General features: G+C 36.7%; 26 protein-coding genes. 7 read left to right on the top strand and 19 right to left on the bottom strand.

The window, feature by feature from the left end; genetic code table 11:
• Positions 1–390 carry a C-GCAxxG-C-C family protein gene (locus tag NBX03_RS08270; RefSeq protein WP_250227318.1) on the top strand — a complete coding sequence of 130 codons (390 nt, stop codon included), beginning with the start codon at positions 1–3 and terminating at the stop codon, positions 388–390.
• A gap of 164 nt (positions 391–554) precedes the next feature.
• Here the strand turns inward: NBX03_RS08270 and tnpA (NBX03_RS08265) are convergent, their stop codons facing one another.
• The 4 genes from tnpA (NBX03_RS08265) to NBX03_RS08250 form a co-directional block, all read right to left on the bottom strand.
• Positions 555–1,010 (bottom strand): IS200/IS605 family transposase, encoded by a 456-nt coding sequence (tnpA, locus tag NBX03_RS08265; protein WP_250227317.1) that lies wholly within the window; start codon positions 1,008–1,010, stop codon positions 555–557.
• A 278-nt stretch (positions 1,011–1,288) separates the two neighbouring features.
• A complete protein-coding gene (tnpA, locus tag NBX03_RS08260; RefSeq protein WP_250227316.1) occupies positions 1,289–1,762 on the bottom strand; it encodes an IS200/IS605 family transposase in 474 nt (157 codons plus the stop codon).
• 401 nt (positions 1,763–2,163) lie between these two features.
• A complete protein-coding gene (locus NBX03_RS08255) occupies positions 2,164–3,084 on the bottom strand; it encodes a hypothetical protein (protein WP_250227315.1) in 921 nt (306 codons plus the stop codon).
• 16 nt (positions 3,085–3,100) lie between these two features.
• A complete protein-coding gene (locus tag NBX03_RS08250; protein WP_250227314.1) occupies positions 3,101–4,132 on the bottom strand; it encodes a GntR family transcriptional regulator in 1,032 nt (343 codons plus the stop codon).
• An 803-nt stretch (positions 4,133–4,935) separates the two neighbouring features.
• Between NBX03_RS08250 and gltS the strand changes: the two genes are divergently transcribed.
• The 3 genes from gltS (at position 4,936) to NBX03_RS08235 (ending at position 7,967) form a co-directional block, all read left to right on the top strand.
• Entirely contained in the window at positions 4,936–6,171 is a 1,236-nt protein-coding gene (gene gltS / locus NBX03_RS08245) for a sodium/glutamate symporter (RefSeq protein WP_250227313.1), read from the top strand.
• 233 nt (positions 6,172–6,404) lie between these two features.
• Positions 6,405–7,304 carry a glutamate formimidoyltransferase gene (gene ftcD, locus NBX03_RS08240; protein WP_250227312.1) on the top strand — a complete coding sequence of 300 codons (900 nt, stop codon included), beginning with the start codon at positions 6,405–6,407 and terminating at the stop codon, positions 7,302–7,304.
• Between the two features lie 36 nt (positions 7,305–7,340).
• Positions 7,341–7,967: a cyclodeaminase/cyclohydrolase family protein gene (locus NBX03_RS08235; RefSeq protein ID WP_250227311.1), complete on the top strand. Its 627-nt coding sequence runs from the start codon at positions 7,341–7,343 to the stop codon at positions 7,965–7,967.
• A 358-nt stretch (positions 7,968–8,325) separates the two neighbouring features.
• On the opposite strand, the gene NBX03_RS08230 is transcribed toward NBX03_RS08235, so the two are convergent.
• The 10 genes from NBX03_RS08230 to NBX03_RS08185 all read right to left on the bottom strand — a co-directional run bounded on the left by NBX03_RS08230 (position 8,326) and on the right by NBX03_RS08185 (position 17,720).
• Positions 8,326–9,576 carry a DUF1015 domain-containing protein gene (locus tag NBX03_RS08230; RefSeq protein ID WP_250227310.1) on the bottom strand — a complete coding sequence of 417 codons (1,251 nt, stop codon included), beginning with the start codon at positions 9,574–9,576 and terminating at the stop codon, positions 8,326–8,328.
• 579 nt (positions 9,577–10,155) lie between these two features.
• The gene (locus NBX03_RS08225) at positions 10,156–11,304 is read right to left on the bottom strand and encodes a 3-phosphoglycerate dehydrogenase family protein (RefSeq protein ID WP_250227309.1); all 1,149 of its coding nucleotides are present in this window, start codon (positions 11,302–11,304) and stop codon (positions 10,156–10,158) included.
• 20 nt (positions 11,305–11,324) lie between these two features.
• Complete coding sequence (gene serC / locus NBX03_RS08220) at positions 11,325–12,407, bottom strand: 3-phosphoserine/phosphohydroxythreonine transaminase (RefSeq protein ID WP_250227308.1); 1,083 nt, start codon at positions 12,405–12,407, stop codon at positions 11,325–11,327.
• A 475-nt stretch (positions 12,408–12,882) separates the two neighbouring features.
• The gene (locus tag NBX03_RS08215; protein ID WP_250227307.1) at positions 12,883–13,101 is read right to left on the bottom strand and encodes a hypothetical protein; all 219 of its coding nucleotides are present in this window, start codon (positions 13,099–13,101) and stop codon (positions 12,883–12,885) included.
• A 564-nt stretch (positions 13,102–13,665) separates the two neighbouring features.
• On the bottom strand, positions 13,666–14,082 hold the full coding sequence (locus tag NBX03_RS08210) for a flavodoxin domain-containing protein (protein ID WP_250227306.1): 417 nt from the start codon (positions 14,080–14,082) through the stop codon (positions 13,666–13,668).
• Positions 14,083–14,104: 22 nt separating this feature from the next.
• Entirely contained in the window at positions 14,105–14,473 is a 369-nt protein-coding gene (locus tag NBX03_RS08205; RefSeq protein ID WP_250227305.1) for a hypothetical protein, read from the bottom strand.
• A complete protein-coding gene (locus tag NBX03_RS08200) occupies positions 14,470–15,105 on the bottom strand; it encodes a TetR/AcrR family transcriptional regulator (RefSeq protein ID WP_250227304.1) in 636 nt (211 codons plus the stop codon). The genes NBX03_RS08205 and NBX03_RS08200 overlap by 4 nt, the downstream gene beginning before the upstream one ends.
• Positions 15,106–15,405: 300 nt before the next feature.
• Positions 15,406–15,744: a plasmid mobilization protein gene (locus tag NBX03_RS08195; RefSeq protein ID WP_250227303.1), complete on the bottom strand. Its 339-nt coding sequence runs from the start codon at positions 15,742–15,744 to the stop codon at positions 15,406–15,408.
• Positions 15,745–15,856: 112 nt separating this feature from the next.
• Positions 15,857–16,981 (bottom strand): TolC family protein, encoded by a 1,125-nt coding sequence (locus NBX03_RS08190; RefSeq protein WP_250227302.1) that lies wholly within the window; start codon positions 16,979–16,981, stop codon positions 15,857–15,859.
• 226 nt (positions 16,982–17,207) lie between these two features.
• Positions 17,208–17,720, bottom strand: coding sequence for a YhcN/YlaJ family sporulation lipoprotein (locus NBX03_RS08185; protein ID WP_250227301.1), 513 nt, complete (start codon positions 17,718–17,720; stop codon positions 17,208–17,210).
• Between the two features lie 302 nt (positions 17,721–18,022).
• Between NBX03_RS08185 and NBX03_RS08180 the strand changes: the two genes are divergently transcribed.
• Positions 18,023–18,205, top strand: a complete 183-nt coding sequence (locus tag NBX03_RS08180) for a hypothetical protein (RefSeq protein WP_250227300.1) — start codon at positions 18,023–18,025, stop codon at positions 18,203–18,205.
• A 78-nt stretch (positions 18,206–18,283) separates the two neighbouring features.
• Positions 18,284–19,378 (top strand): redox-regulated ATPase YchF, encoded by a 1,095-nt coding sequence (gene ychF, locus NBX03_RS08175; RefSeq protein WP_250227299.1) that lies wholly within the window; start codon positions 18,284–18,286, stop codon positions 19,376–19,378.
• Positions 19,379–19,419: 41 nt separating this feature from the next.
• On the opposite strand, the gene NBX03_RS08170 is transcribed toward ychF, so the two are convergent.
• The 5 genes from NBX03_RS08170 to NBX03_RS08150 all read right to left on the bottom strand — a co-directional run bounded on the left by NBX03_RS08170 (position 19,420) and on the right by NBX03_RS08150 (position 25,086).
• Positions 19,420–20,448, bottom strand: a complete 1,029-nt coding sequence (locus tag NBX03_RS08170) for a 3-deoxy-7-phosphoheptulonate synthase (protein WP_250227298.1) — start codon at positions 20,446–20,448, stop codon at positions 19,420–19,422.
• A gap of 710 nt (positions 20,449–21,158) precedes the next feature.
• Positions 21,159–21,776: a stage II sporulation protein M gene (locus NBX03_RS08165; RefSeq protein ID WP_250227297.1), complete on the bottom strand. Its 618-nt coding sequence runs from the start codon at positions 21,774–21,776 to the stop codon at positions 21,159–21,161.
• Between the two features lie 356 nt (positions 21,777–22,132).
• On the bottom strand, positions 22,133–22,672 hold the full coding sequence (locus NBX03_RS08160; RefSeq protein ID WP_250227296.1) for an NUDIX hydrolase: 540 nt from the start codon (positions 22,670–22,672) through the stop codon (positions 22,133–22,135).
• Positions 22,673–22,737: 65 nt separating this feature from the next.
• Entirely contained in the window at positions 22,738–24,126 is a 1,389-nt protein-coding gene (gene asnS, locus NBX03_RS08155; RefSeq protein ID WP_250227295.1) for an asparagine--tRNA ligase, read from the bottom strand.
• A gap of 519 nt (positions 24,127–24,645) precedes the next feature.
• Complete coding sequence (locus NBX03_RS08150; RefSeq protein WP_250227294.1) at positions 24,646–25,086, bottom strand: YaiI/YqxD family protein; 441 nt, start codon at positions 25,084–25,086, stop codon at positions 24,646–24,648.
• An 81-nt stretch (positions 25,087–25,167) separates the two neighbouring features.
• Between NBX03_RS08150 and metA the strand changes: the two genes are divergently transcribed.
• Positions 25,168–26,106 carry a homoserine O-acetyltransferase MetA gene (gene metA / locus NBX03_RS08145; protein ID WP_250227293.1) on the top strand — a complete coding sequence of 313 codons (939 nt, stop codon included), beginning with the start codon at positions 25,168–25,170 and terminating at the stop codon, positions 26,104–26,106.
• The last annotated feature ends 76 nt before the right edge of the window (positions 26,107–26,182 follow it).

Below are 26,182 nucleotides of genomic sequence, written 5' to 3'. Positions count from 1 at the left end.
TTGATTAAGGATATAGCTTATGATTATTATATAAATAAAGATAAAAACTGCTCTGAGGCTGTATTCTTAGCCTATAATGATTATTATAATCTGGGAGCAACAAAGGAAGCCATAAAATGTATAGGCGTATTTGGCGGCGGTCTTGGCTGCGAAAGTATATGCGGTGCTCTTTCAGGCGGCGCTGCGGCCATAGGCCTTAAATACAGTAACGGCCACGCTCATTCCTCTTATGATATGATGGAGAAGGTAAAGTCCTTTACAGGTGAGTTTCAGGAAGCTTTTGCTTCAGATTTATGTGAGAAAATAAAACCTGTTTATAAGCAAGAAGACATAAGATGCTGGAAAACTGTTGAAAAAGCCTGTGAGCTCCTTGAAAAATACATGGCTTAATAAGATTTAAAATTAATCATGACCACCCTTAAAAGGGTGGTTTGAGCTAGGCCTGTAAGGCCTTGTTACCGGCCAGCATCTCAAGATGCTGGCTTTCACTTAAGTTCAAGCCCCTATGCCCTTGCCTCTTTTGCTTAGCCCTTAAGGGCTATTTGTATTACCAGCTAACCCCTAAAGGGGTCTTCATATTCTTTGACACTCAGCTTATCTAGAGCAATGTCATGTTGCTCTTGTTCTCTGATGTATTTCTGGATGGTAGCTTCGTTCAGTCCTACCGTACTGACATAATAGCCAACTGACCAAAAATGCCGATTCCCAAACTTGTACTTCAAATTTGCATGTCGATCGAAAATCATCAGGGCACTTTTCCCTTTTAGATATCCCATAAAACTTGAAATGCTGATCTTTGGTGGAATGCTCACTAACATATGCACATGATCTGGCATCAGGTGACCTTCGATCAGTTCTACGCCTTTGTAGCCGCATAACTCTCGAAGAATTTTCCCAATCGACTCTCGATATTGATTGAAGATGATTTTACGTCTATACTTTGGAGTGAACACAATGTGATATTTGCACATCCACTTTGTGTGGGACAAACTATTATGTTGGTTTGCCATTGAAACACCTTTCCTTTCTGCATAGTGGCTTGAACACTCACTATTCTATTGGAAAGGTGTTTCTTGTGGTAGAACCTTTTGGTCCTCTACCCGCATAGCGGGTAGTTTTTTGTTTCGCACGCTATGCGAGCTCAACTGGCTTAAGCCATAAAATCATAACTACCGGCTTAGCCGGTAGTTTGCTCTGCCCCTATAAGGGGCTCTTACTGGCATGCGTCTGAGGACGCATCGAAGCGGTTTGCCAACCGCATTTACTTCCCAATAACCGCTAAAGCGGTTTATTTTTTATTTCCTTTCACTGGCTCCCCCGTAAACGGGTCAATATATTCTAACAATGAAATTTGATCTGCTACTTTATCTTCTTGTATTTGATTTCTAATGTATTCTTCTATTTTTTTCGCATTTTTACCTACTGTATCAACATAATATCCTCTACACCAGAAATGTCTATTCCCATATTTATATTTTAAATTTGCATGTCTATCGAATATTATTAAAGAACTCTTTCCTTTCAAATATCCCATTATCTCTGATACACTATATTTAGGTGGTATTCTGACTAACATGTGTATATGGTCACTACAACATTCTGCTTCTATTATTTCTATGCCTTTTCTTTCACATAATTCTCTAAGTATCTTTCCTATATCCGCCTTTAATCTTCCATAAATTATTTGTCTTCGATACTTTGGAGCAAATACCAGATGATATTTACATTCCCAGGTTGTATGTGATAAACTATTTTTGTCCATCGGACACACCTCCTATGATCTAATAATTGTGGTTGGCAAACCCACTTTATTTTATCACAGGGGGTATTTTTCTTGAAGCTAAAGCATTTTCCCTCCACCTGCATAGCAGGTGGTTTATTGTATGAGATACAATAAAAGCCTTACGGTAGAAAATTACCGTAAGGCTTTTTATAATTTTATATATAGTAAATTTAAAGTTAAACAGTAGCAAAGCCGTATATTCACGAAGGCTCAAAAATGCGCTTTAAAAGAAATATAGTAAATCGCCTTTGTGAAACTGCCTTTATTTGATTTATATATTAAAAGCCTTACGGCCTATTGCGGTATAAAGGCAATTTCATTATGTTTCCGAAGGAAATCCGTGTTTTTGGGCCTGATGGGGATAGGCTTTTGCTACTTCTTTATATGAAATTTACTATAAAACCAAATTCTTTTAAAAACAGCATATTATTTATTATTCCGTAGGCCTTCCACCAATTTTTGCTTACTGCCCATTCCTCAGGGTATTCATTCCATTGCCAAGGAATAGGAAAGCTCCCATCTGGCTGTTGGGTATCTGCTAAATTTTTATATAGGGCATTTACAATATCTATTTTAGAATTTAAAAGATGAAGATTGTCTTTATAAGATTTTATAAATTCATAGGCCACTCCGTCACAGCACCAGTCTAATTCCATATGCTCAGGAAAGTGCTTAATATGTTTTGAAAGATGATGATGGAACGCTTCTAAATCATATAAGCCCTCTATTTCCATTTCAGTCAAAGCCTGCATCAGCCTTAGATGGCATAAAATAAGATGACCACCGGCACCTGTTGTGTCCATAAAAGATGTTATGGCGTCTTTTGCGATTTCTTTGCCTTTAGAATATAGGACGCTGTTTTTATCGGCATATTTTAATATAAAGCCGCAAAAATTAGCCGTGGGATTATAATTACTCTCAGGATTCCAATTCCACCAAAAAGCATGGGGAAAATTATCATTCGTTTCAATGGTATTTAACCATTTTCCATCAGAAAAATCTCTTCCGCTATTAAGATATCTCAATATATCAATAATAAGAGGATGGCTTTTATCTTCAATTTCTATTTCCCGAAGAAGTTCAATAGCGGCCCATGTCTGTATAGGGGAGGAGTTGGGGTTCCATGCATCTGCTTCCAAAGCATGCCCAAAGCCGCCATCGCTATTTTGATAAGACGACAGTATATTTAAGATATTTTCCTTATTTCCATTTTCAAAATGAAATTGCCATCTGGCAAAATCTATAGGGCGGGCATTTCGGTATATCCAGGCTTTTGCTGAATCAAAGTTAACAGTTTTCATTGACAGTACCCCTTTATTAAAATGGTTTCATTGGCGGCTCCGACATGGCCTGGCGAAGAAGATCCTGAATTCTATCCTCTATTCTAAGCAAGGCTTCTCTGTTTATTCGATATTCAAATTGATATATAATGCCGCCTTCTTTTATAAACGCCTCATTTCTTTCTTTAAAGGAAGGGTCAACATATACAGGAGATTCATTGAAATTAAGTATCACCTTTACGCCATTATCTCCATGATTAACCGGATTATAATCAAACTCAGAGTAAAAATACAAATTATTGGTATTGAAATCAAGGTATTTTAAAGTCCTGTAGACCATATCCCGAAAAACGGTGGTTCTGTATATAATATTCATTTTAGTATCTCTGGGTAATGATGCAAGAAATCTTAAGGTGCTTGTTCTTGGGGAGATATTAGCCTCTATCATTCTTGAGGTATGGTCTGGAAACATTTCAACCATAGCAGGGTAATCGATGGAAGAAGCGATGATTAAATCATATCTCAGCATTGTCTGCATAGGTTCTGAAAACCTTGATACACTGTCTATAGTGAAATAAGACATACTGAAATTTACCAGAGGGTAGGGGGCCAAATATGAAAACTGGTTTTCAAGCTGGGAAAGAACCTCATGATTATTTGATACCACCATAATATTGATATTTTGAATATTATTTTGGGTGGAGGCTCTTAAATTAACAAGGTTTAATATTTCTTTTTCGGAAAGCCCCATTGCATAAAGTCTGCTGAAAGTGTTTGAGATTATTTCAGCTGCTTCTTTTTTTTGGCTTTCTTCAAGGAGATGACCGTTTTTCAGAACTAAACTGCCGCTTCCTTTGCGGGTGATTATGGCACCTGATTGTTCAAGCTTTTCATAGGCCCTTCTGACGGTTCCTCTGGAGATACCTAAATTTAAGGCTAAATCACGTTCCGGAGGGAGCTTTTCCCCCGGCTCAAGCCTTCCGTGTATAATCATTTTCAGTATTTGATCGTAAATTTGATTTGTTATAGAAACAGATGACTTCTTTGATATATTAATCTGGGGAAACAATTTTGCACTCCCTGTCCTCATTTATTAATGAAATAATTTTATTGAATATCCATAAATATAACATAATGGCCAGTTCTTAGCAAGATTTGCCTTTGTTTCATAGGGGAATAGAACCAATATATAGAATTATATTCCTTGCCTATAGATGCTTATATAAAATTTTATTATAAAATGACAATTATTTTTCATTGAATTATATTTTTTGCAATATTTTCTATTAAAAGTGTTGAGGCCCATAAAATACTCCTTTTTCAAAATATAAAGCAGCTCTATATTTCTGTTTAATTGGTACAATACCGCTTAAACCAATCATGATTTAATATTTTTTCTGTTTTATTTATTAGTGAAACTGTTGTATATACAAGCTCTTATAAATTTGTCACTCTATAGAAAAATTTGTGAGAGAAGCCGCAAGATGTTTATTGGGTTTGTATATTGAACCAAAACTTAAAATTTGGTATTATATGACTGTACATGTTTTTGGATAGTATTGTTCATAATAGGTGCCAAATAAAGTCTATTTATTTATATTAATAAGGCTCTTTACACATATATAAGAATTTAATTAACAAATATATCTCTTGATTTACCTGAAATTATCTAAAAAATATAATTATTAATTCAAAATCATGATTATTCCCTTGATATAAAGACTGAATTTGCTTTATTTTTGTTTTAGATTTTAAAAGAGGTTACATTGGATTAGTACCAAATTATAATCGAAAGGAGAAAGTTACTATTATTCGGATATGGACCTATGTAACCGATTTTATCTCAGTAAAAAATAAAAGGGAGGCTTTAAAATGAGTTTTGAATTGGGAGACGTTTTAACGTTAAAAATGGACCTTGTTTCGACGACTGTTCTTGCGGGACTTCTGCTGCTTTTTGGGTATTGGGTGAAAAAGAAGCTGCCGGTATTTGAGAAATTTTGTTTTCCCGCGGCTGTAATTGGCGGCGTTTCTTTTTCGGTTTTAACCTTGATTCTTAGAAACACGGGAGCGATGAATTTTTCATTGGATACGACTTTACAGGCTCCTTTAATGCTTGCTTTCTTTACTTGTGTCGGGTTTGGAGGAAGTATAACGGTTCTTAAAACCGGCGGAAAGGACCTCTTAATATTTCTTGTATGCTGCTGGATATTAGCCGTTATGCAAAACGTTATAGGAACAGGCCTTGCGTCTGTCCTTGACATAAATCCTGTTCTTGGTGTTATGGCAGGAGGGGTTTCTTTGGTAGGAGGCCACGGGAATGCCGCGGCGTTCGGACCGGAAGCAGAAGCCTTGGGTGTTACGGGAGCAACTACTGTAGCAGTTGCGGCGGCTACATATGGATTAATCGTGGGCTCTCTTTCAGGCGGCCCTGTAGCTAAATACTTAATAGAAAAGTTCAATGTTCCTATTGAAGTTGCATCAAATGGAAAAAATACGAACATCAGCGCAAAGGTAAGCCATGAAGAAGGCCCCATAACATCAAGGAGCTTTATTAACCATATGGTGCTTATCGGGATTTTTATGGTTTGCGGTATCCTTATTGCAACAGGAATAAAAAAGCTTAATATTCCTAATTTCGCTTTGCCTCAATATGTAGGCGCTATGTTTGTAGCTATTATATTCAGAAACATCAACGACAAATTTAATCTGCTGAAATTAGACGGAAGAATCATTGATCTTATACAGGATATCGGGCTTGGATTCTTCTTAACGATGGCGATTATGACTTTAAAGATTTGGGAGCTTGCAGACCTTGCTGTTCCTCTTATAATAATACTTTTAGTTCAAACTGTATTTGTTTTTATTTACATACGTTTTGTTTACTGGCCGGCTATGGGCAAGAACTACGATGCGGCCGTTATGTCCTCAGGTGCAACGGGGGTAGGGCTTGGCGTAACGGCCACCGCCGTTGCAAGCATGAGCGCAGTATGCGAAAAATACAATGTTACATCTTATAAGGCACTTATGATAGTTCCGTTATGCTGTGCGGTATTTATAGATATTGTGAGCTTACCTGCTATAATATTCTTTATAGGATATTTTGCATAAATATGTTAAAATATACACGGCGGTTGTTTCCTTCTAAGAACCTCTTGGAAAGCCAATATGCCCTACAGAATTTATCAGCATCATTACCTACATCGTATGGTTAACAAACATAAGAATTTGTTTGTTAACCATACATAAACGCTCACTTAAAAAACTGTTTGCAAGCTTATGTTTGTACATTTTTAAGATTCGCTTAGTATAAAATATATAATTCAGAAAGGAAGTAGATTTTAATGGCAAAATTAGTAGAATGTATTCCGAATTTCAGCGAAGGAAGGGATACGGAGGTTATAAACACTTTAGTTGAAACAGCAAAAAGTGTTCCCGGCGTTATGCTTTTAGACTATTCTTCAGACGCGAGCCATAATAGAAGCGTTTTTACTTTGGTTGGAGATCCTGATGGCATTGCGGAGGCGGCTTTCAGGCTTTGCAAGGTTGCAAGCGAAAAAATAGATATGACAAAGCATACAGGCGAGCACCCTCGTATGGGCGCAACAGACGTTATTCCTTTTGTACCTGTTAAGGATACCACTGCTGAAGAATGCATTGAAATTTCCAAAAAAGTTGCAAAGCGTATCTATGATGAACTGCAAATACCTATATTCCTTTATGAAGATTCTGCTGCAAGCGAAAAAAGACGCAATCTTGCCGCCGTTAGAAAAGGTCAGTTTGAGGGTATGCCTGAAAAGCTTCTTCAAGAAGAATGGGCGCCTGATTTCGGCGAAAGAAAAATTCACCCTACAGCCGGTATAACGGCAGTTGGCGCAAGAATGCCATTAGTAGCGTTTAATGTTAATTTGAATACATCAGATATTAATATCGCAAACGCCATCGCAAAAACAATCCGTTCCTCAAGCGGCGGATACAAATTCTGCAAGGCAATCGGCGTTATGCTTGAAGACAGAAACATCGCTCAGGTTTCCATGAATATGGTGAACTATGAAGGCACACCTCTTTACAGGGCATATGAAGCCATTCGCTTTGAAGCAGAGCGCTGGGGTGTTTCAATAATCGGAAGTGAAGTTATAGGGCTTACTCCTGTTAAGGCTCTTGTTGACTGCGCAGAGTATTATCTTAAGATAGAAAATTTTGATTACAAGAAGCAAGTGCTCGAAAATCACCTTCTTGGATAATCATATTAAATTTATAAAGCTGAAAGGAAGTTTACTATGAAATTAGTTGACCACACAATTAAGGAATTTGCAAAGGTTCTTGCTTCCGATGCACCGGCACCTGGCGGCGGCTCGACGGCTGCTCTTGAAGGCGCTCTTGGTGTTGCTCTTACCCATATGGTAGCAGGGCTTACGGTAGGAAAGCCTAAATATCAGGAACATGAAGAGCTTATGAAAGAGCTTATGGAAAAATCTGATAAGATATTATGTGATTTTATTGATGTTATAGATCGAGATACGGAAGCCTTTAATGTAGTAAGCGCCGTATTCTCCATGCCGAAATCTACGGACGAAGAAAAGGCCGCCAGAAAAAACGCTATGCAGGAAGGCTTAAAAGGCTGTACCCTTACGCCTTTTGAAATGATGAGCTATAGCCTTGCAGGCCTTGAGCTTACATATCAGGCCCTTGGAAAATTCAACGAAAGCGCCGCAAGCGACTTAGGGGTTGCCGCATTAAGCTTAAAAGCCGCCGTTCAGGGTGCATGGCTTAATGTAAAAATAAACATTGGCGGGATAAAGGATGAAGCTTTTGTTAATGAATACCGCACAAAGGGCGAGGAAATACTTAAACGCTCTATAGAGCTTGCAGACGAGATCTATGCAAGAGTATTAGAAATGCTTTAGAAAATTAGTTTTATAGCAAATTTCACCCAAGGATGTAATAAAAATCCATTTTTCATAAACGGCTTAAACATATAAAACCCCTATGTTGAGCCATTCAAACCATACGATTTGTATTACTGTTTAATTTGAAATTTACTATAAAAAGCAGTTAATAAAGATTAAGATAAAACAATTTTTAATCTTAAAGGTATTGGGGTAGATTTATAAAAATTGGGGAAAACAAAAAAAATAATGACTCCGGATTTCGGAGTCATTATTTCTTTATATAGGGTTTTTATGTATCCTTGAATTATGATGAAATAATAGTACCTCATCATAATTTACTTTATAACCTGTGAAAGTTTTAAAGTTTAGACGATTAATCTAATTCATGGATTAAAAGACCGCTTCTTAATTTAGGTTCAAACCATGTAGATTTAGGCGGCATGAGCTTATCTGCATCGGCTATATTCATAAGCTCTTCTATTGTAGTAGGGTACATGGCAAAAGCAACAGTCATTTCACCTGAATCAACTCTTTTTTCAAGCTCTTTAAGGCCTCTTAAGCCGCCGACAAAATCGATTCTGTTATCTGTTCTAGGGTCCTCTATGCCTAAAACAGGATTCAAAAGCTCATTTTGCAGGATAGAAACATCCAAGGAAGCAACAACGTCGTTTTTATTGATGTATTCCTCTTTCGCTTCAAGAAGATACCATTTTTTATCAAGGTACATACCGAAAGTATGGGCCTTCTGCGGATGGCATGGGCCTTCACTTTGATATTCTGTAACAGTGAATTTTTCAGAAACTTTATTGAGGAATTCTTCCTTTGAATTTCCGTTTAAATCTTTAACGATTCTGTTATAGTCCATGATGTAAAGCTCATTATCTGGGAAAATAACGGAAAGATAATAATTGAATTCAGCTTCAGGAGAATATCCGGGGTTTTCTTCTCTTCTTCTAAGACCTACTTTAACGGCGGAAGCATTTCTATGGTGGCCGTCTGCAATATAAAGAGAAGGTATGTTTTTAAAGCTTTCTACTATAGCATCAATGGTTTCTTTATCGTCTATTACCCATACGGTATGCCCGATATTATCTTCCGCAACAAAATCATAAACGGGCTTATGGCTTTCAGACCAGTTCTTTATAACCTTAGATAATTCGTCCATATGCCTGTAAGTTAAGAAAATAGGGCCGGTATTGGCATTTACATTATCTACGTGCTTAATTCTGTCCTGCTCTTTTTCTTCTCTTGTAAGCTCATGTTTTTTAATATGATTATTTATGTAATCATCGATAGAAGCACAGGCAACAAGGCCAAGCTGGCTTCTTCCGTCCATGGTTTGTCTGTATATATAAAGGCATGGCTCACAATCCTGAATGAAAGTACCGTCCGCTTTCCTGTCTTCATATACTTGACGGGCCATTTTATACACTTTATCATCATATATATTTACGCCGGGTTCAAAGTTAATTTCAGCCCTGTCAATATATAAAAATGAAATGGGATTATCCTTTGTCATTTCTCTTGCTTCCATGCTGCTCATAACGTCATATGGAAGAGCCGCAACCTTGTCTGCAACTTTTTCATTTGGCCTTACTGCTTTAAATGGTCTGATTGTAGCCATATAGTACCTCCTGTATTTTACGGCGTGCCCGAAAAGCCCAAAACAGCGTCTATTTTGCTATAGCAACGCAATGTTTTCCTGCAAATAAACTTTTCAAACTTTGCCTAATTTTACAACAGTATATTCTATTCTTTAATTAATAGGGCGTATTGATGCTAAACATATTTTTGGTCAGCCTCTGGGGAGAAATTTACATAATACAATTTATGCAAACTGACAAATCTTTTTATGCAGGCATTACATCAATTATTTTTTATATTAAAATAAAACAGGAATTGTCACTTACTAAGTACAGAAGATGTCTTTGAAATACGTCTTCTCTGTTTTCTAGGTTCGTAACTTTCCATCATGAATAAGCAAGCTACGAGATTAAGTGAAAATCGTAGCTTTTATCTGCATACTTATTTAGTATCAATACGCCCCTATAGCGGGTTTTGAAATTTCAAGCCTTGTTTAGTTCCTAAAAAGGTATTTTACAGGAACTTTGCAGGCTTGAGTATTTCAAAACACGCATCAGAGCAAATTTTAAATTAAGAGAATGCTCTAATTTTAAAAAGCAAAAGGGCAAGGGGAGAGGAATTAAATTACTCTATAGCCGGTAACGCCTGCTATATTTTTAAGTCCGCTCATATCCTTTACTTCGTTTTCAGAAACGTCAATTATAGTATAGCTGTATTCTCCTTTAGATGCATTTACCATGGCAGAAATCGTATTTCCTGTTTCTTTAACGAAAGAAGTTATGCTGTCAACGGATAAGCCTTTTCCAAGGACACAAATACGTTTGTTTCCTGTATAGGCCATAGAGCAGTCAGGATAGTTAACAGAATTTACGATATTGCCTTTTTCAAGGTATTCAGCTATTTGAGTAGCTGCCATATAAGCGCAGTTATCTTCGCTCTCTGGAGTAGAAGCACCTAAATGAGGGATGGTTATAATATTATCTACGCCCAAAACATCTTCTGTCGGGAAGTCTATCACATATGAAGATACTGTATTATCCTCAAGGGCTTTTTTAAGAGCTTCATTATCTACAAGCTCATTTCTTGAGAAGTTCAGTATCCGAACACCTTTTTTAACCTTATTAAAGGTATCGGCATTAAACATATGCTTTGTTTCAGGGGTTAAAGCGATATGTAATGAAATATAATCACAGGTTTTAACGATAGTTTCAATATCTGTAAGATGTATCTGGGGATTAAGCTTTAATCCTACATTGGCGTTTAAAGTACGGTTGTAAGCATATACTTCCATGCCTAAATGAACAGCATCATTGGCAACTAAAGTACCAATTGCACCTAAGCCGATAACGCCAAGCTTTTTGCCTTTTATTTCAGGGCCTACAAAATCCCCTTTGCCTTTTTCAACGAGCTTTGCTACGCCTTCCTGGCCATTAAGAGACTGAGTCCAGTTAATACCCTGAACGATTTTTCTTGAAGCAAGAAAGATTGAGCATAATACAAGCTCTTTAACGGCATTGGCATTGGCTCCGGGAGTATTGAAAACAACGATACCCTGATCAGCGCATTTATCGAGTGGAATGTTATTAACTCCCGCACCTGCTCTCGCAACTGCCTTTAAGCTTTCAGGAAGCTCCATTTCGTGCATGCTGGCACTTCTTAACAAAATACCGTCTGGAGAAGCTTCTTCGTTAACGATTGTATATTTATCGGGGCAGAGGCAATCGGTTCCTATGGAAGAAATTTTATTTAAAGTGAGAATTTTATACATTTTAAAACTCCTTAAAAATATTATTTATTATCTACTTCAAATTTCTTCATGAATTCAACTAAATCTTTAATGTCTTCAACAGGCATAGCATTGTAGATACTTGCTCTCATACCGCCTACCGTTCTGTATCCTTTAAGGTTTACAAAGCCTGCTTTTTCGGCTTCTTTAATGAATTTACTGTCTAATTCTTCGTTTCCTGTAACATAAGGAACGTTCATTAAAGAGCGGTCTTTTTTAACAACTGTTCCCTTGAACATGCTGGATTCGTCAAGGAAATCATATAATATAGCAGCTTTTTCTTCGTTTATTTTCTGCATTGCAGCAACTCCGCCTAAATCCTTAACCCACTGATAAACAAGGCCGGCTATGTACATCGCATAGGTTGGGGGAGTGTTATACATAGAGTCAGCTTCCGCATGGATTTTGTAATCAAGCATTGTAGGAATGCTCTTATCGGCATGGCCTATAAGGTCGTCTCTGATGATTACAACTGTAAGGCCTGCAGGTCCCATGTTTTTCTGAGCACCGGCATAAATAAGGCCGAATTTGGAAACATCATATACTTCTGAAAGAATGTTTGAGCTCATGTCGCAAACAAGGGGAACGTCTCCTGTATCCGGGAGGCTTGTGAACCTTGTACCGAAGATGGTATTGTTGCTTGTAATATGGAAGTAGTCTGCATCGCTTGAGAATTTGGAACTGTCAATTTCAGGAATACGGTCAAAATTTGTGTCTTCAGAAGAAGCAACAACGTTTACTGTTCCGAATTTTTTAGCTTCTTTAATCGCCTTGGAAGCCCATTGGCCTGTATTTACCATATCGCATTTCTTGCTGTTTCTGAAAAGGTTCAGCGGAACCATGCTGAATTGGGTAGATGCTCCGCCTTGAAGGAAGAGAACTTTGTAGTTGGAAGGGATGTTCATGATTTCTCTTAAAAGAGCTTCTGCGTTTTCGGCAATTTCAATAAAAACCTTTGAACGATGGCTCATTTCCATTACTGACATTCCGCTTCCGCGGTAGTTAAGCATTTCTTTAGCTGCTGTTTCAAGAACTGGAACGGGGATTACTCCCGGGCCAGCAGAAAAATTGCGTACTCTCTCCATTTTTAAAACCTCCTGGATTTTTAATTTTATAATTTACCTCTTATCCATTCTGCTGCTGAAAGCTTACAAAACAAATATACTTGTGAATTTTGCCGTAATGAACCAAGCTATAAACAGCAGACACAGTAATAAGAATTATATTAATAAAAAATATAATAAATATTACTGTTTTTTGTAAATTATACATAATTTTCAGTTCAATTATAATACTTCTTATAATCGGCGTCAAGCTGAAAAAACTCAGGAAAAGAATTGGAAACCCAGCATTTACAAGGGTTTCAGGAGAGCGCGAGAATAATTGGATACATTGCATAAGTCACAAAAAAACTTTTTATACATATTTACAATAAATTTATTGATTTTTTTGCCGAATCAAAGGGAAAAGGAAGGATATTAGAGCAGGAACTTATGATATGTAGTGGGCATAAATCCGTTTTCCTTGTTTATACAGTTGTTAGGCAGTCATTTTACGTTCCTAAAGCTCACAAGGGGAAAGGGGACACGAAAAGATATCCTTTTCGATTCCGTCGTTAGTGTCCAATGAATAATGGGCTTTGTTATAATAGCGACGGCGAATGTAATTCTTTTCTAACCGTTCCGATTCCAAAATGGCAGTTTTCACTTCATCGGGTATCTCAATAAAAAGGTCGGAATTATAAAACGCGTAAAAGTCTCGCAGATTGATTTTAGTCATAGGGCGTTCCTCCATTTCAATTTTTGGGATAGCGAATCGGAATGGAGAGGACGGGGAGCGGCAACGGGGCAGGACTACGGGCCAACTTGGCCCGTAGTCGCATTGAGGCTTGTCCCATGCGCTGTCAGTGAAAAAAAGGTATAAAAAAACACCTATCCGAGAAAAAACTCGAACGGTGTCATATGAAAAATGGCCGCACTGGTTGGCCCAAAATATATAAGATTTTTCAGAAACAAGCAGAAATAGGATTTCTGCTACATTTGGCCGTTACAAAAAGGCAACGGACCCTCCCAAATAGAGAAAAACGGCTTTGTATACATGGGAAACCTCCATTCCCAAAGCTGCTCTATCTGGAAAAGGGCGCACACTACCAGGCCCTCTAATAAATAGAGAACAGCGACTTTATTATCTCAAAACCGCCGTTCTGCAATAGTACGTTTTCATGACATAGCTATACCCCGCCGAACAACGTTTTTTTTCTTTTCTGCATAAGCGGCGGGTATGTTTTCAATATTTTATTATAATTGGCCCAAAGTCAATAGTTATCGCTCCAAACGAATCGTTTCATAAACTGTTGATTATTGATTTTGCAAACTGCTCGGCTTTTTTTATATCATCAGCATTTGGACGCCCCTTACGCAAAATCATATAGTGACCGGGACAATGGTATTCTTTATCTGATACATTAAGTCCTTGGTTTTGAAGATATTTTTTGGTCTTTTCATAAGCAGACTTAACGATAGCCGCTGTGCTGAATACTACAACCATTTTGATACTCGTCGGATTTAAGGTCGAGATATATTCTTTTAGTTCCGGGTCAATGTCAAAAGCATATATGCCTGTTCCTAAAAACAATATATCGACTTCGCCTTGTATTTTTTCATGAATTGACCTTGCGGATACCCTTGCTTGTTTAGCGATAGCATCTGCTATTTTCTTTGTATTACCTGATTTTGAATAATAACGCACTTCAATATTCATAAAACGCCCTCTTTTCAGCTATTTATTTAACTATCAACGGTGCAAACCTGCCAATAATCGACTTTATGACAATGCAGCCAGCAACTACAAAAAGCGCAATTTTGGGGTCATAAAGGATAGGAATTTTCCATTTGAATATTTGTATTGCTGTTGTAAGTAATGCGATTGTCCCAAAGATGTAGCCCATGATGGTGAGCGGGTGAGCAGGTGCATTGCTGATAAATTTGCCGATTGTTGGCATAATCATACACATTGTAAATCCGATTGCGCCCAAAGTAATAACAGCCGGTCTGGGCCCATTGATGAATAATATTTGTTTGCCGGATAGTCCTGCATAAACAATCAGGCCGGTTATAAACCACTCCACTGCTAATACGCCAATTCCTCTCATTGTTTATCGCTCCTTAAATAGGTTTTATTGAATATCGTAATGTGTTTTTCTAAAAAGGATAAAGCTTCTTCATATTTTTCAGGCTGATTGTCGTATTTGGATAACAGCAAATACAAAGGGGAATAAAACTGCAAGGCCATTACCATTGAGTCAGCATCAACATAAACCCCGGTATTTATTAAATCAGTGAACACGCCTGATATATAATCCAAGCCCTTGTCTATTATCAATTCCCTAAAAAACTTGCTTGCCTTCGAAGTTCTATACTGTTCCATTGTCAACATTCTACGCAGCTGCGAACCATACTCTGTTTTGAGATAGAACTGAAACATTGTAAAGCTGATACGGAATAATTCCTCTCTTACATCACTTTCTCCTGAGAGAATATTGGCCATGCTTTCAGAGGGAATAAAAGTAGAAACTTCCTCTTGATAACGACGCTCAATGTCTTTGAGAATTGAGTCAAAAATGTCTTGCTTTCCGCTATAATGCTTATAAAGGGCGCTCTCCCGTATTCCGATTTCTTTTGATATGTCACGGATACCAACCCCTTCGTAACCTCTTTCAGAAAACAGTTTTAGTGCAACTGTCAAAATAACTTCCTTTGTATCTCTTGTTTCGTTTTTTGGCATAATAACCTCCATCAATAATAATGGTGATCAATCGTTCACCATTATTATAGTGAACAACTGATCACTTGTCAAGAAGGGACTGAATTATATTCTCACTCTGTTATTTTATGGGTATTTCTGGCCTCTCCGCTAACCAGCAAGCAGGGCAAGTGTACACACACTTGTACATTTTGGGATTTTTCCCTTGCAGTAAAATTCTCAAAGTTGCTTGTTGGAGAGCATTTCCAAATCCGGCTTTTGTTGCGTCATTTCGCCGTCGCTCATTCCTTGTTTCACTTCGGGCCAACTCGGCCCGAAGTCCTAAAGTGCAACCAGTTTTGCAAGGTGTTCCAAGAGCCTTGAATACTGTTTCCATAACTCGCCATAACCTTTTTGCAGTTCCTCAATTTCAGATTGATAGGCATTATAAGCCTTTGCGTATTTTGCAATTGGAGCAAGATTATTCACGCTTTGGCGTTGCAGGGATAGCTCTTTTACAGGCGCAAGGTCAAAATTTACGGCATATCCATCAAGGGCCAGCTTGCGAATAAATGCGCTCTGATTTTGGATGTTTACTTCTGCCATGCGTTCTCGTATGGCGGCTAATTCTTCATGAGTTACCATGATATGTAGCCTCAAATTGCGTTCTCTTTTCGGCATAATATTTTTGCCTCCAATCAGTAGGTTCGTTTATTTCGTTCTACTTATTAGGACAAAAAAAGCAAAAACAAGAGTATCGTTCATTGTGAACGATACTCTTGTTTTAGACATTTTACTTGGCAGATGCCGAAGCAATAATATTAGGATTTTTAAAAGCCATAATAAGAATAGCGTGGTCATTTTTATTGGTTTCCATTTCATATTCAAGGTTATGTTTTTCTAGCAGGAGTTTGTCTACGCTAAGCTGTGTAACCTGGCCAAGCTCAAGTCTCTTTTGGGCTATATCAAGCTTTGCATTTAAATTTTCAAGCTCTATTTCCTGTGAAGCAATTTTCAGTTCTAAATCCTTTATGGAATTATAGGTATCTATTACACTTTTTTTAACGCTTTCTTCCGTAGAAGTAAGGTTTCTTTTTGCTCTGGATAAATCCATTTCCTTTTCCTGCTTGGTTCCGCCGGCGCTGATTTCAAGGCCTGTATAGGGATCATAATTATATGTGTGGGTATCAAGCGCATACTGAGCCACTTGAATATCATCTTTTGCCTGTTTGATGGCAAGACTATTTGCAATAAACTTAGATGCATATGTTGTTAAATTAACTTCACCGAGAAGCTCATAATCTAAATTGAGAACAAGATTATATTTTTTATTTAAATCCTGCCCCATGGTTTCGTTAAGCTGACGATATGCTTTGTCTATACCGCTTTGCTGTAAGTTTCTCTGAATTAACATGTTTTCATATGCTGCCTTTGCGCTGTCATAATCAAACTGAGAAGCAAGCCCAAGCCCAAGCTTTAAAAAAGTGATATCCAGCTCTTTTTTAGTTAATTTAAGATTTTCATCATATACGGCAAGCCCCTCTTCGGCGTTTAATATATTATTGAATATTTGAATGATGCCGTGTTCAACATTTTCTTCTTGTGCCTTAATATTTTTTATATTTAAGGACCTGGAAAGCTCAAACTGAAGGAGGTTCGTATAGGCGGTAAATACAGCGTCTTCAGTTGTAGCATTTCTCGCGGATTCTCGCAAAAGAGTATACTTATCGTCGCTTAAATCCTCAGTTTCATTGCTCTTTTTAATGGACTCATTATGGTCTATGGCTCTTCTTGTGGCCTCTGGAACCGTAAGGTTCGTAAGTTCTGCATTTGTCTCGGTAAGGGCATAAGCAGGAACAGCCTGTATTATTAATAATGATGACAATACTACAGGTAATATTCTTTTAAGTAATTTCAAAAATAACACACCTTTCCTTAATCTTAAAAATTATACGTAGTTTACATAAATAAGTATGAAAAAAACAAAAATAGATTTAATATAGTTTAACTTAAAAAAGGTATAAATCCAATAAAATATTTATTAAGTTTATGAGTCAAATCAAAAACATTATATAATAAAAACACCTATTATTGCAATAAATAAGCCTCTTAAAGCTTAAATTTACTTTTAGAGGCTTTTTTATTTATAGTATAGGAGCAAGCTCTTCCGTTATATCCTTCTGCTCTTTAGTTGTATTTTTATTTTCTTCATTATCCGTTGTAAACCCTTGTATTCTTCTCATAAGGTCGGGAGCGGTGGTAACGGCTACATTTTCTATTTCAGGAACCATGGATTTTACTAAAGTTTCAACGGTAATTTTAAGGCTTACAAGCTCGCTCTCAGGTATATCTTTAACAAGCTCTATCCCTACTATTGCGGAGTTTCCCACGATGACGACGTTAGCCTCATTGACTTCATCCAAAGATTCTATTTCTCCTGAAATCGTATCGGAAATATTATCTATGGTTTGATTCTTTTCATCAAATTTTTCCATTTCGTAGGAAGAGTTTCCGTTGGCATAGCTTTCATTATTTTCATATATTTGAGAATTACCATTATTTATTCTGATATCCGCCTTGGTTGCAAGGTTTTCATTAGACGTTGTGCAACCGGAAAGAAAGATACAAGATAATAAAAAAACAGATATTTTTTTCATATTAGCCTCCTGTAAAAGTCGTTATAATTATTATTTCTCAATATATTTTTTTTAGGAAGGCAAACTATGGATAATAAAAGGTAAATTTCTATAGGAATTGCTTATCAAAAGTGGTATAATCATTTTGCGAAGCAAAATGTAAGAAGGTATAATCGCTGGAGATGGCCTGTGTAATATCCTTTTGGGATAATTTATTCATGCAGTATTTTTCTTTGAATATTAATTGATATATTATCTAAAAATATTATTTAAGAAATGTTTTAAAATAATAAATATATTTCAAATAAGATAGGAGTGAAAATATGGCTAATATAAGGCGCAGAAAGTATCAAAGAGTACCTGAAAAAGTTAACGAATCCGTTACTCCCAAGGGAATTTTTATATCCAATGAATATAAAAACAGAATTTTAGCCGGATTTATACTGGTTGTTTTGTTAGCTTATGTTGAAGGCCTTCTTACAGGGCTTTTATTTAAAGATAAATAAATGATAATTATAAATTGCCCCATTTTAATGGGGTTAATTTATGAAAATATATTTTACAGTTTGAAAGGATGTTAATTAATGAAGCTGGGAATTGTAGGGCTTCCTAATGTGGGTAAAAGTACGCTTTTTAATTCTTTGACAATGGCAGGGGCAGAATCTGCTAATTATCCATTTTGTACAATAGACCCTAATGTGGGAATGGTAAGTGTGCCTGATGTAAGGCTTATGGAACTTGATAAAATTTATAATGCGGAAAAAATTACCCCGGCAGTGATAGAATTTGTGGATATTGCAGGCCTTGTAAAAGGAGCAAGCAAGGGAGAAGGGCTTGGAAACCAGTTTTTATCCCATATACGTGAGGTAGATGCAATCGTTCATGTTGTACGCTGCTTTGAAGATGAAAATGTTGTACATGTAGAGTCTAAAATTGATCCTATCAGGGACATAGAAACAATTGATTTGGAGCTTATTCTCGCAGATTCTGAAACGGTTGAAAAAAGGATAGCCAAAACTTCAAAAACCGTGAAAAATGACAAAGGCCTTCAACAGGAGCTTGACATTTTAAATGCCATAAAGGAAGGCCTGAATGAAGGAAAGTCCGTAAGAAATATGGATTTTGCCCCTGAGGAGAAAGAGCTTATAAATACCTTTAATTTACTTACTTCAAAGCCGGTAATCTATGCAGCAAATGTAAGCGAAGATGATTTAGCAAATGACGGACAAACAAACGAATTTGTTAAAAAGGTGCGCGACCATGCTGCTTTGGAAGGCTCAGAGGTATTTGTAATATGTGCAAAAATAGAAGCTGAGATTTCTGAGCTTGATGAAGATGAAAAGAAAATGTTTTTAAATGATTTAGGGGTAAAAACCGGCGGCTTGGATAAGCTCATTAACGCAAGCTATAGTCTCCTCGGGCTTATTTCATTTTTAACGGCAGGTCCTAAGGAAATAAGAGCATGGACAATTACAGAGGGCACAAAGGCCCCTCAGGCGGCCGGAAAAATCCATACGGATTTTGAAAGAGGATTTATCAGGGCTGAAATTGTAAATTACGATGATTTAACGAGCCTTGGCTCTTATAATCTTGCAAAGGAAAAAGGTCTTGTACGATTAGAAGGAAAAGAATACGTCGTGAAAGACGGAGACATTATTCTTTTCAGATTCAATGTATAGAAAAAGGTGCTGCAAAGTGAATTTTGCAGCACCCTTTTTAATTAAATATGCTCTGCTATATAATAAATAAGTCTTTCCGTATCTTCCCAGCCAAGGCATGGGTCTGTAATTGACTTTCCGGGAATTCTCTTATCAGGAGAATGATTTCCTTCATGGATATAGCTTTCTATCATAAGCCCTCTTACGTATTTTTTTATAGTCTGGTTATAGGACCTTGAATAAAGGATTTCTTTTGCAATTCTTATTTGTTCAAAGAATTTTTTATTTGAATTTGCATGGTTCGTATCAACGATTATCATAGGGTTTTGAAGATTCTTTTTTTCATACATTTCAGAAGCAAAAAGAAGGTCTTCGTAATGGTAGTTAGGCTGATTTTCTCCGTGTTTATTTACATATCCTCTCATGATTGCATGGGAAAGAGGGTTTCCTTCTGTTTTGACTTCGTAATTCTGATAGCTGAAGGTATGGGATACCTGGGCGGCATTAATGGAATTATACATTACGGTTAAATCGCCGCTGGTAGGGTTTTTCATTCCCACAGGAATGCTGATTCCGCTTGAGGTAAGGCGATGCTGCTGATTTTCTACAGAACGGGCCCCGATTGCTATGTAGCTTAGCATATCCTCGCAGTAAGGAAGATTATCAGGGTAAAGCATTTCATCGGCAGCCGTAAGGCCGGATTCCGAGATGGCTCTTACATGCATTCTTCTAATGCTTAATATCCCGCCTACCATATCAGGCTCCTTTTGAGGGTCAGGCTGATGAAGCATGCCTTTATAGCCTTCGCCGTTGGTTCTTGGCTTATTTGTATAGATTCTCGGTATTATAATAATCTCATTTTTTACCTTTTCCTGCACTTTTGCGAGCCTTGATACATATTCGCATACGGGGTCTTCCTCATCGGCAGAGCAGGGGCCCACAATTAATATAAATTTATCAGAGTTTTGTGTAACTACCTTTTCTATTTCAGCGTCTCTGGCGCTTTTTATTTTCTTTAAATTTTCTGTTAGCGGAACCATATCCAGAATTTCTTCTGGAGAGGGTATCTTTCTTATTTTTGTAAAACCCATAATTGCACACCTTTCCTAATCAAGAAATAAATTAATCAATATTTTAAACTGTTTTATAAAAATAGTCAAGGTGCAAAACCCATGAGCAAATAGGGGAGTATAATAAAAATCATTCTATTTGTAAAATCGGTTGAAAGAATAGAGATAAGAAAAAATCTTATTATGCAAATATTACATCTATAGTAAAATAGTTTAATTACAGTAACAAAAATCGTATATTTTATGCTTAGTGAACCTGGAAACACTTACAGGGAAACTGTAAAAGTGTTTTCAGGCGAACGCCCCCTTATAGTCAACAAAGATATTTTAATCTTTGTTGATTATGAATGGCTTAATATAAGCGTTTCTACTATATTAAATTAAGCCGTTTATGAAAAATAGGTTTTTGTTCCTGCCTTAAAACTATTTTACTGTCTTATGCCGATTTCAATTTACTGAAGTCTATATTTTATACTTGGTGAATATGAAAAAAGACACAGTATAAGCTTACAAGCAGTTTTTATCTGAGTGTCTCCCGATAGTTATAAAACAATAGCATTGTTAATTTAAATTGAAATAGCAGTGCAAATCTCTACTGCAGGAAAGGAGGCCCCCTGGGGGAATACTTACGGCATCCGCTGCTATCTTATATGAAAATTTCTATAACAAACAAGTTTTGCAATAATTTTTCAAAAAGCCGGTACTTTAAAAGTACCGGCTAAAGATTAAAATCAGAAAAATAATATATTTGCAAGGGTGGGGACGATATATGCCTCCGTAAGAGATACTATAAAAGCAAGAACTATTCCGAAAAGGAGAAGGGGAATATTTATATTCTCTGCTATGGGCCTCTTTTTTAAATATAAGATGATGTTTAAGCTGTAATATGCGATGATAAAATATAGAAATGTAAGAATTAGATTTTGAGGGAAGTATAATATCATTGCATATCCTATGCCCAATAGGCCGTATTCCCCCACTAAAATAGACGTAGTAAAGCCCAGAGAAGCTCCTTTATACAAAAGCACAGCAGCAGAAGGCAAAGGAGACCTTGTAATTAAAGGCATAGACCACAAGGCAATAGAAGACAGCCCGTATTTTATAAGGCCTTTTATAAAAGCATCTTTTTTAACAAGATTAGGGGACCTGATACCGTCGATAATAGAATCAAAAGAGCTTATAAGTTCGTTCTTATTGGCGGTATCCAATCTTCCTGCAAATAAAGAGCCGAGAACGGCTCCTCCGATAAGGCAAAAGATGATGATATAAACAAGCTTTTTCTCTCTGTTTATTTTTGAGAAAAGCCTATTTATATTTGCTTTAATATATCTATTTCTAAAATATATCATTATGAGCCTCCAGGCATATAATACAAAGACTAATTTTAGCTTGTCATTCTTTTAATATATATGCCTTAAAGGGAGTAAATATTATATCATAATTGCAGTTTTTAAGAATACATTCTCCTTCAGAAAAGGTATTCGTGACTAAAATCAAGAAGAATCTGATTTTAGTCATATTCTATCATAAGCGTAAATTCTGCCATAGGTTCTTGGCGAGAAAGATATTCATGAATAATTTAAGCTCTGCTTAGGTTTATACCTATTTAATCATAGTTTTTCCTCATAACGAAGGAAACTTGAAAATTATCAAAGCACAAGTTTATATAGTCAATTATAATAAATTTAACTTTAATCAATAGAATCTACAGGTCTTTTCTGCCGCAGAGCTCCTTGTAGGCCAAAACGCCGCTGATAGTTTTTGAATCTATGATTTTGCCGTTAAATATCATTTCTACTGCTTCTTCTATAGAATATTTCTCAATATCTATAAATTCATCTTCATCGGGATTTTGCTCGCCTTCTGTAAGACCTTTTGCAATATAGAAGTATAAGATTTCGTTTGAAAAGCCTATGGATGAATAAGCTTTAAATAAAAACGCCATATTATCTGCCGTCATGCCTGTTTCTTCCTTAAGCTCTCTTAAGGCGCACTCCTTAGGGTCTTCGCCTTTTTCAAGCTTTCCTGCCGGAAGTTCTAAAGTGAAATCTCCTGCGGAATGCCTGTGCTGTCTTGTGAAAATAAGCTTATTTTCATATTCTGCTATGATTACGGCAGCACCGTTATGCTCTACAAGTTCTCTTTTGGTTTCTTTTCCGTTAGGCAGTAAAATGGTATCTTTTACAAGATTTATAATTTTACCGTCATATATTCTTTCTCTTTTTATGATTTCATATGGTTTCATATATGACTCCTTTGAATAAGTTTTTTATAAAATAATCCCTGCCGAAGCAGGGATTTAATAAAGTATTAGAATTCAGCATTTCCTACTGTACGAGGGAAGGGGATTACGTCACGGATATTGGACATTCCCGTTAAATACATAATGAATCTTTCAAAGCCAAGGCCGTATCCTGAATGGGTAACACCGCCGTATTTACGAAGCTCAAGATACCACCAGTAGTCATCTTCGCAAAGATCAAGCTCTTTCATTCTGTTTACAAGGACGTCGTATCTTTCTTCCCTTTGGCTTCCGCCGATAATCTCGCCGATGCCGGGAACTAAAAGGTCCATAGCGGCAACGGTTTTTCCGTCGTCGTTTTGTCTCATATAAAAGGCCTTTATTTCTTTGGGATAGCCGGTTAAGAAAATAGGCTTCTTGAAAACCACTTCTGCAAGGTATCTTTCATGCTCGGACTGTATATCGGCGCCCCAGTAAACAGGGTATTCAAACTTATGGTCTGCATTTTGAAGAATGTCTATAGCTTCTGTATAGGATATGCGGCCAAATTCAGAATTCAAAACATTGTTCAGCCTGTCAATAAGGCCTGTGTCTATGAATTTATTGAAAAATTCAATTTCCTCAGGGGCATTTTCCATACAGTATTGAATAACGTATTTAAACATTTCTTCGGCGCTGTCCATGTTGTCGTTTAAATCTGCAAAAGCAAGCTCCGGCTCCATCATCCAAAATTCCGCAGCATGGCGTGATGTATTGGAGTTTTCAGCTCTAAAGGTAGGGCCAAAGGTATAAACGTTTCTTAAAGCCATGCAGAAGTTTTCAACTGCAAGCTGCCCACTTACTGTAAGGTTTGCCATTTTACCAAAGAAATCTTCAGAATAGTCTATGCTCCCGTCTTTGTCCTTTGGTAAATTGTTCATATTAAGAGTCGTTACCTGAAACATTTCTCCTGCGCCTTCACAGTCGCTTGCGGTGATGATTGGTGTATGAACGTATACGAAGTTCTTTTCGTTGAAATATTTGTGTATAGCGTAGCTTGCGATGGAACGGATTCTAAATACCGCTGAGAATGTATTTGTCCTTGGGCGAAGGTGGGCCATGGTACGCAGATATTCAAGAGAATGGCGTTTCTTCTGCAAAGGATAATCCGGGGTTGAATGGCCTTCGATAATGATTTCGTCTGCATGTATTTCAAAAGCCTGCTTTTCACCGGGGCTTTCTACTACTTTTCCCATAACGGTAATGCTTGAGCCTACATTAAGCTTTGCAACTTCATTATAATTATTCAAATTATTATTAAAGACGATTTGAACGCTATTAAAAAAGCTACCGTCGTTAAGTTCAATAAACCCAAAATTCTTATTATTGCGGACTGTTCTTATCCATCCGCCTACACGAACATTGCTGCCTAAAAAATCATTTGTGTTTCTGTAAAGTTTTTTGATTTCCGTGTACATTTTTCCAACTCCTTAACACTGGGATATTTTATATATAATAACAAAAGAAGGCTTATAAGTCCACATTTTTGTTTATTTTAGGAACAAACGCAAGAAAGCGTTTATTAATCGCCAAAATACAATTTTGGCGAGGCACTGTAAGAAGATTTACAAAGTTTCCTTGGAAGTTTATAAATCTTCCGTTCTGACTGAATTCATTTCCGTCAGAATAGTTAAAGTCTGTGAGGCTAAAAGCAAAATCTTGTTCAATATTTTTTCATGGGCTTGATGTGTATTTACTTTGCAGAAAAATGAGGTTTTCTTAAATTCTTCCCATTAAAAACATAAAATTGCTTTAAAACACTTAAATTTATTATAATTTGTAAAGAGAATGCCCTACAAATTTGTATATAGCAGATGCACTTAAAAAAGGCTCTTGTTCATTTACTTTATTCATGCTGTTTCAGGCTATGGCATACAGCCAAAATAAAAGTAAATTGACTATACAGCTTTTTATATATTAATATTAAAGGAAGAATTCTATTTTTTTAGTCTATTGATTAAAACCCTGAAGCCTTTTTCAAAGGAAATGTTGTTGTCGGCCGTTCTCTTTGACGGGCCTTTATGCCTTAATCCGGCTTCTCTTGTTTTTTTATTTAAATGCCTTTCAAATAAAAGCTTGTCTATATTTTCGGCAGTATATTCATAGCCGTTATTATTCATGGCGTAACAGCCCTTGCTAAGCGCAATAGACGCAAGGCCGTAATCCTGACTAACGACAATATCGCCTTTTTCAAGAATATTGATAATAGCGAAGTCTGCTGAATCACGGCTTCTGTCTACTATTTTTATTTCGGCATAGGAGCTTTCCAATATATGTGAATTATCAATAACCATTATCACCTTTAAATCATTTTCTTTAGCTATTTTAATGATCAATTCCTTTACGGGGCATGCATCGGCATCTACAAGTATTTTCATAAAAAGCTCCTTTTCAATTGAAAAAAATCCATATTCAGATTATAATCTCTATACCTACATCTTACTACAAGGAGAATCAAAATGCCAATTAAAGTACCCGATAATTTGCCGGCAAAAAGTATTCTGAAACGGGAGAATATTTTTGTCATTGATGAAAGCAGGGCCTTCCATCAGGATATAAGGCCTTTAAAAATAGGAATATTAAACCTCATGCCGGATAAAAAGACAACAGAAGTCCAGCTTTTAAGGCTTTTGGGCAATACGCCTCTTCAAATAGAAATTTCTCTTATCCACGTTAAAAGCCATATATCTAAAAACACTTCACAGGAACATCTTACATCATTTTACAAAACTTTCGATGATATCTCAGATTCAAAATTTGACGGATTTATAATAACAGGAGCCCCTGTGGAGCTTTTGGAATTTGAGGAAGTTGATTACTGGTCGGAGCTTTGTGAAATAATGGAGTGGACCAAGAAAAATACGACAAGCACTTACCACATTTGCTGGGGAGCCCAGGCAGGCCTTTATTATCATTACGGAATAAAAAAATATGCCCTTAAGGAAAAGCTTTTCGGTGTATTTCCTCACAGCAAGACAAAAGAGGCGGAAAACGCCATAGACCTTTTCAGGGGCTTTGACGATGTGTTTTATGTTCCCCAGTCAAGGCATACGGAAACAAGGATAGGGGACATAGAAAAGGAAGAAAACCTTATGATACTGTCTAAATCCTCTCAAGCCGGGGTATATATCGTCTCCGACAGAAGCTTCAGTCAGATATTTGTAACAGGCCATTCGGAATATGACAGACTTACTCTTAAAAATGAATATTTAAGAGATGTTGATAAAGGCGATGAAATAAAAACACCGGAAAATTACTTTTTAATGAACGACCCGGAGAAAATCCCGTTTATGTCATGGCGTTCCCATGCAAGCCTTTTATACAATAACTGGGTGAACCTTGTTTACCAGGAAACACCTTATGACATTACTCAAATCGGCAATACTATATCAAAATAATCCTATATTGCAAGCATCTACAGTAAATTTCTTACAAGGAAGGAACAAATACTTATTTATGATAGCCTTGAAACAC

The sequence above is a fragment of the Anaeropeptidivorans aminofermentans genome (genome assembly GCF_940670685.1).
In the GTDB taxonomy this organism is placed as follows: domain Bacteria; phylum Bacillota; class Clostridia; order Lachnospirales; family UBA5962; genus Anaeropeptidivorans; species Anaeropeptidivorans aminofermentans.
This window is presented reverse-complemented; position numbering and strand designations above follow the sequence as displayed.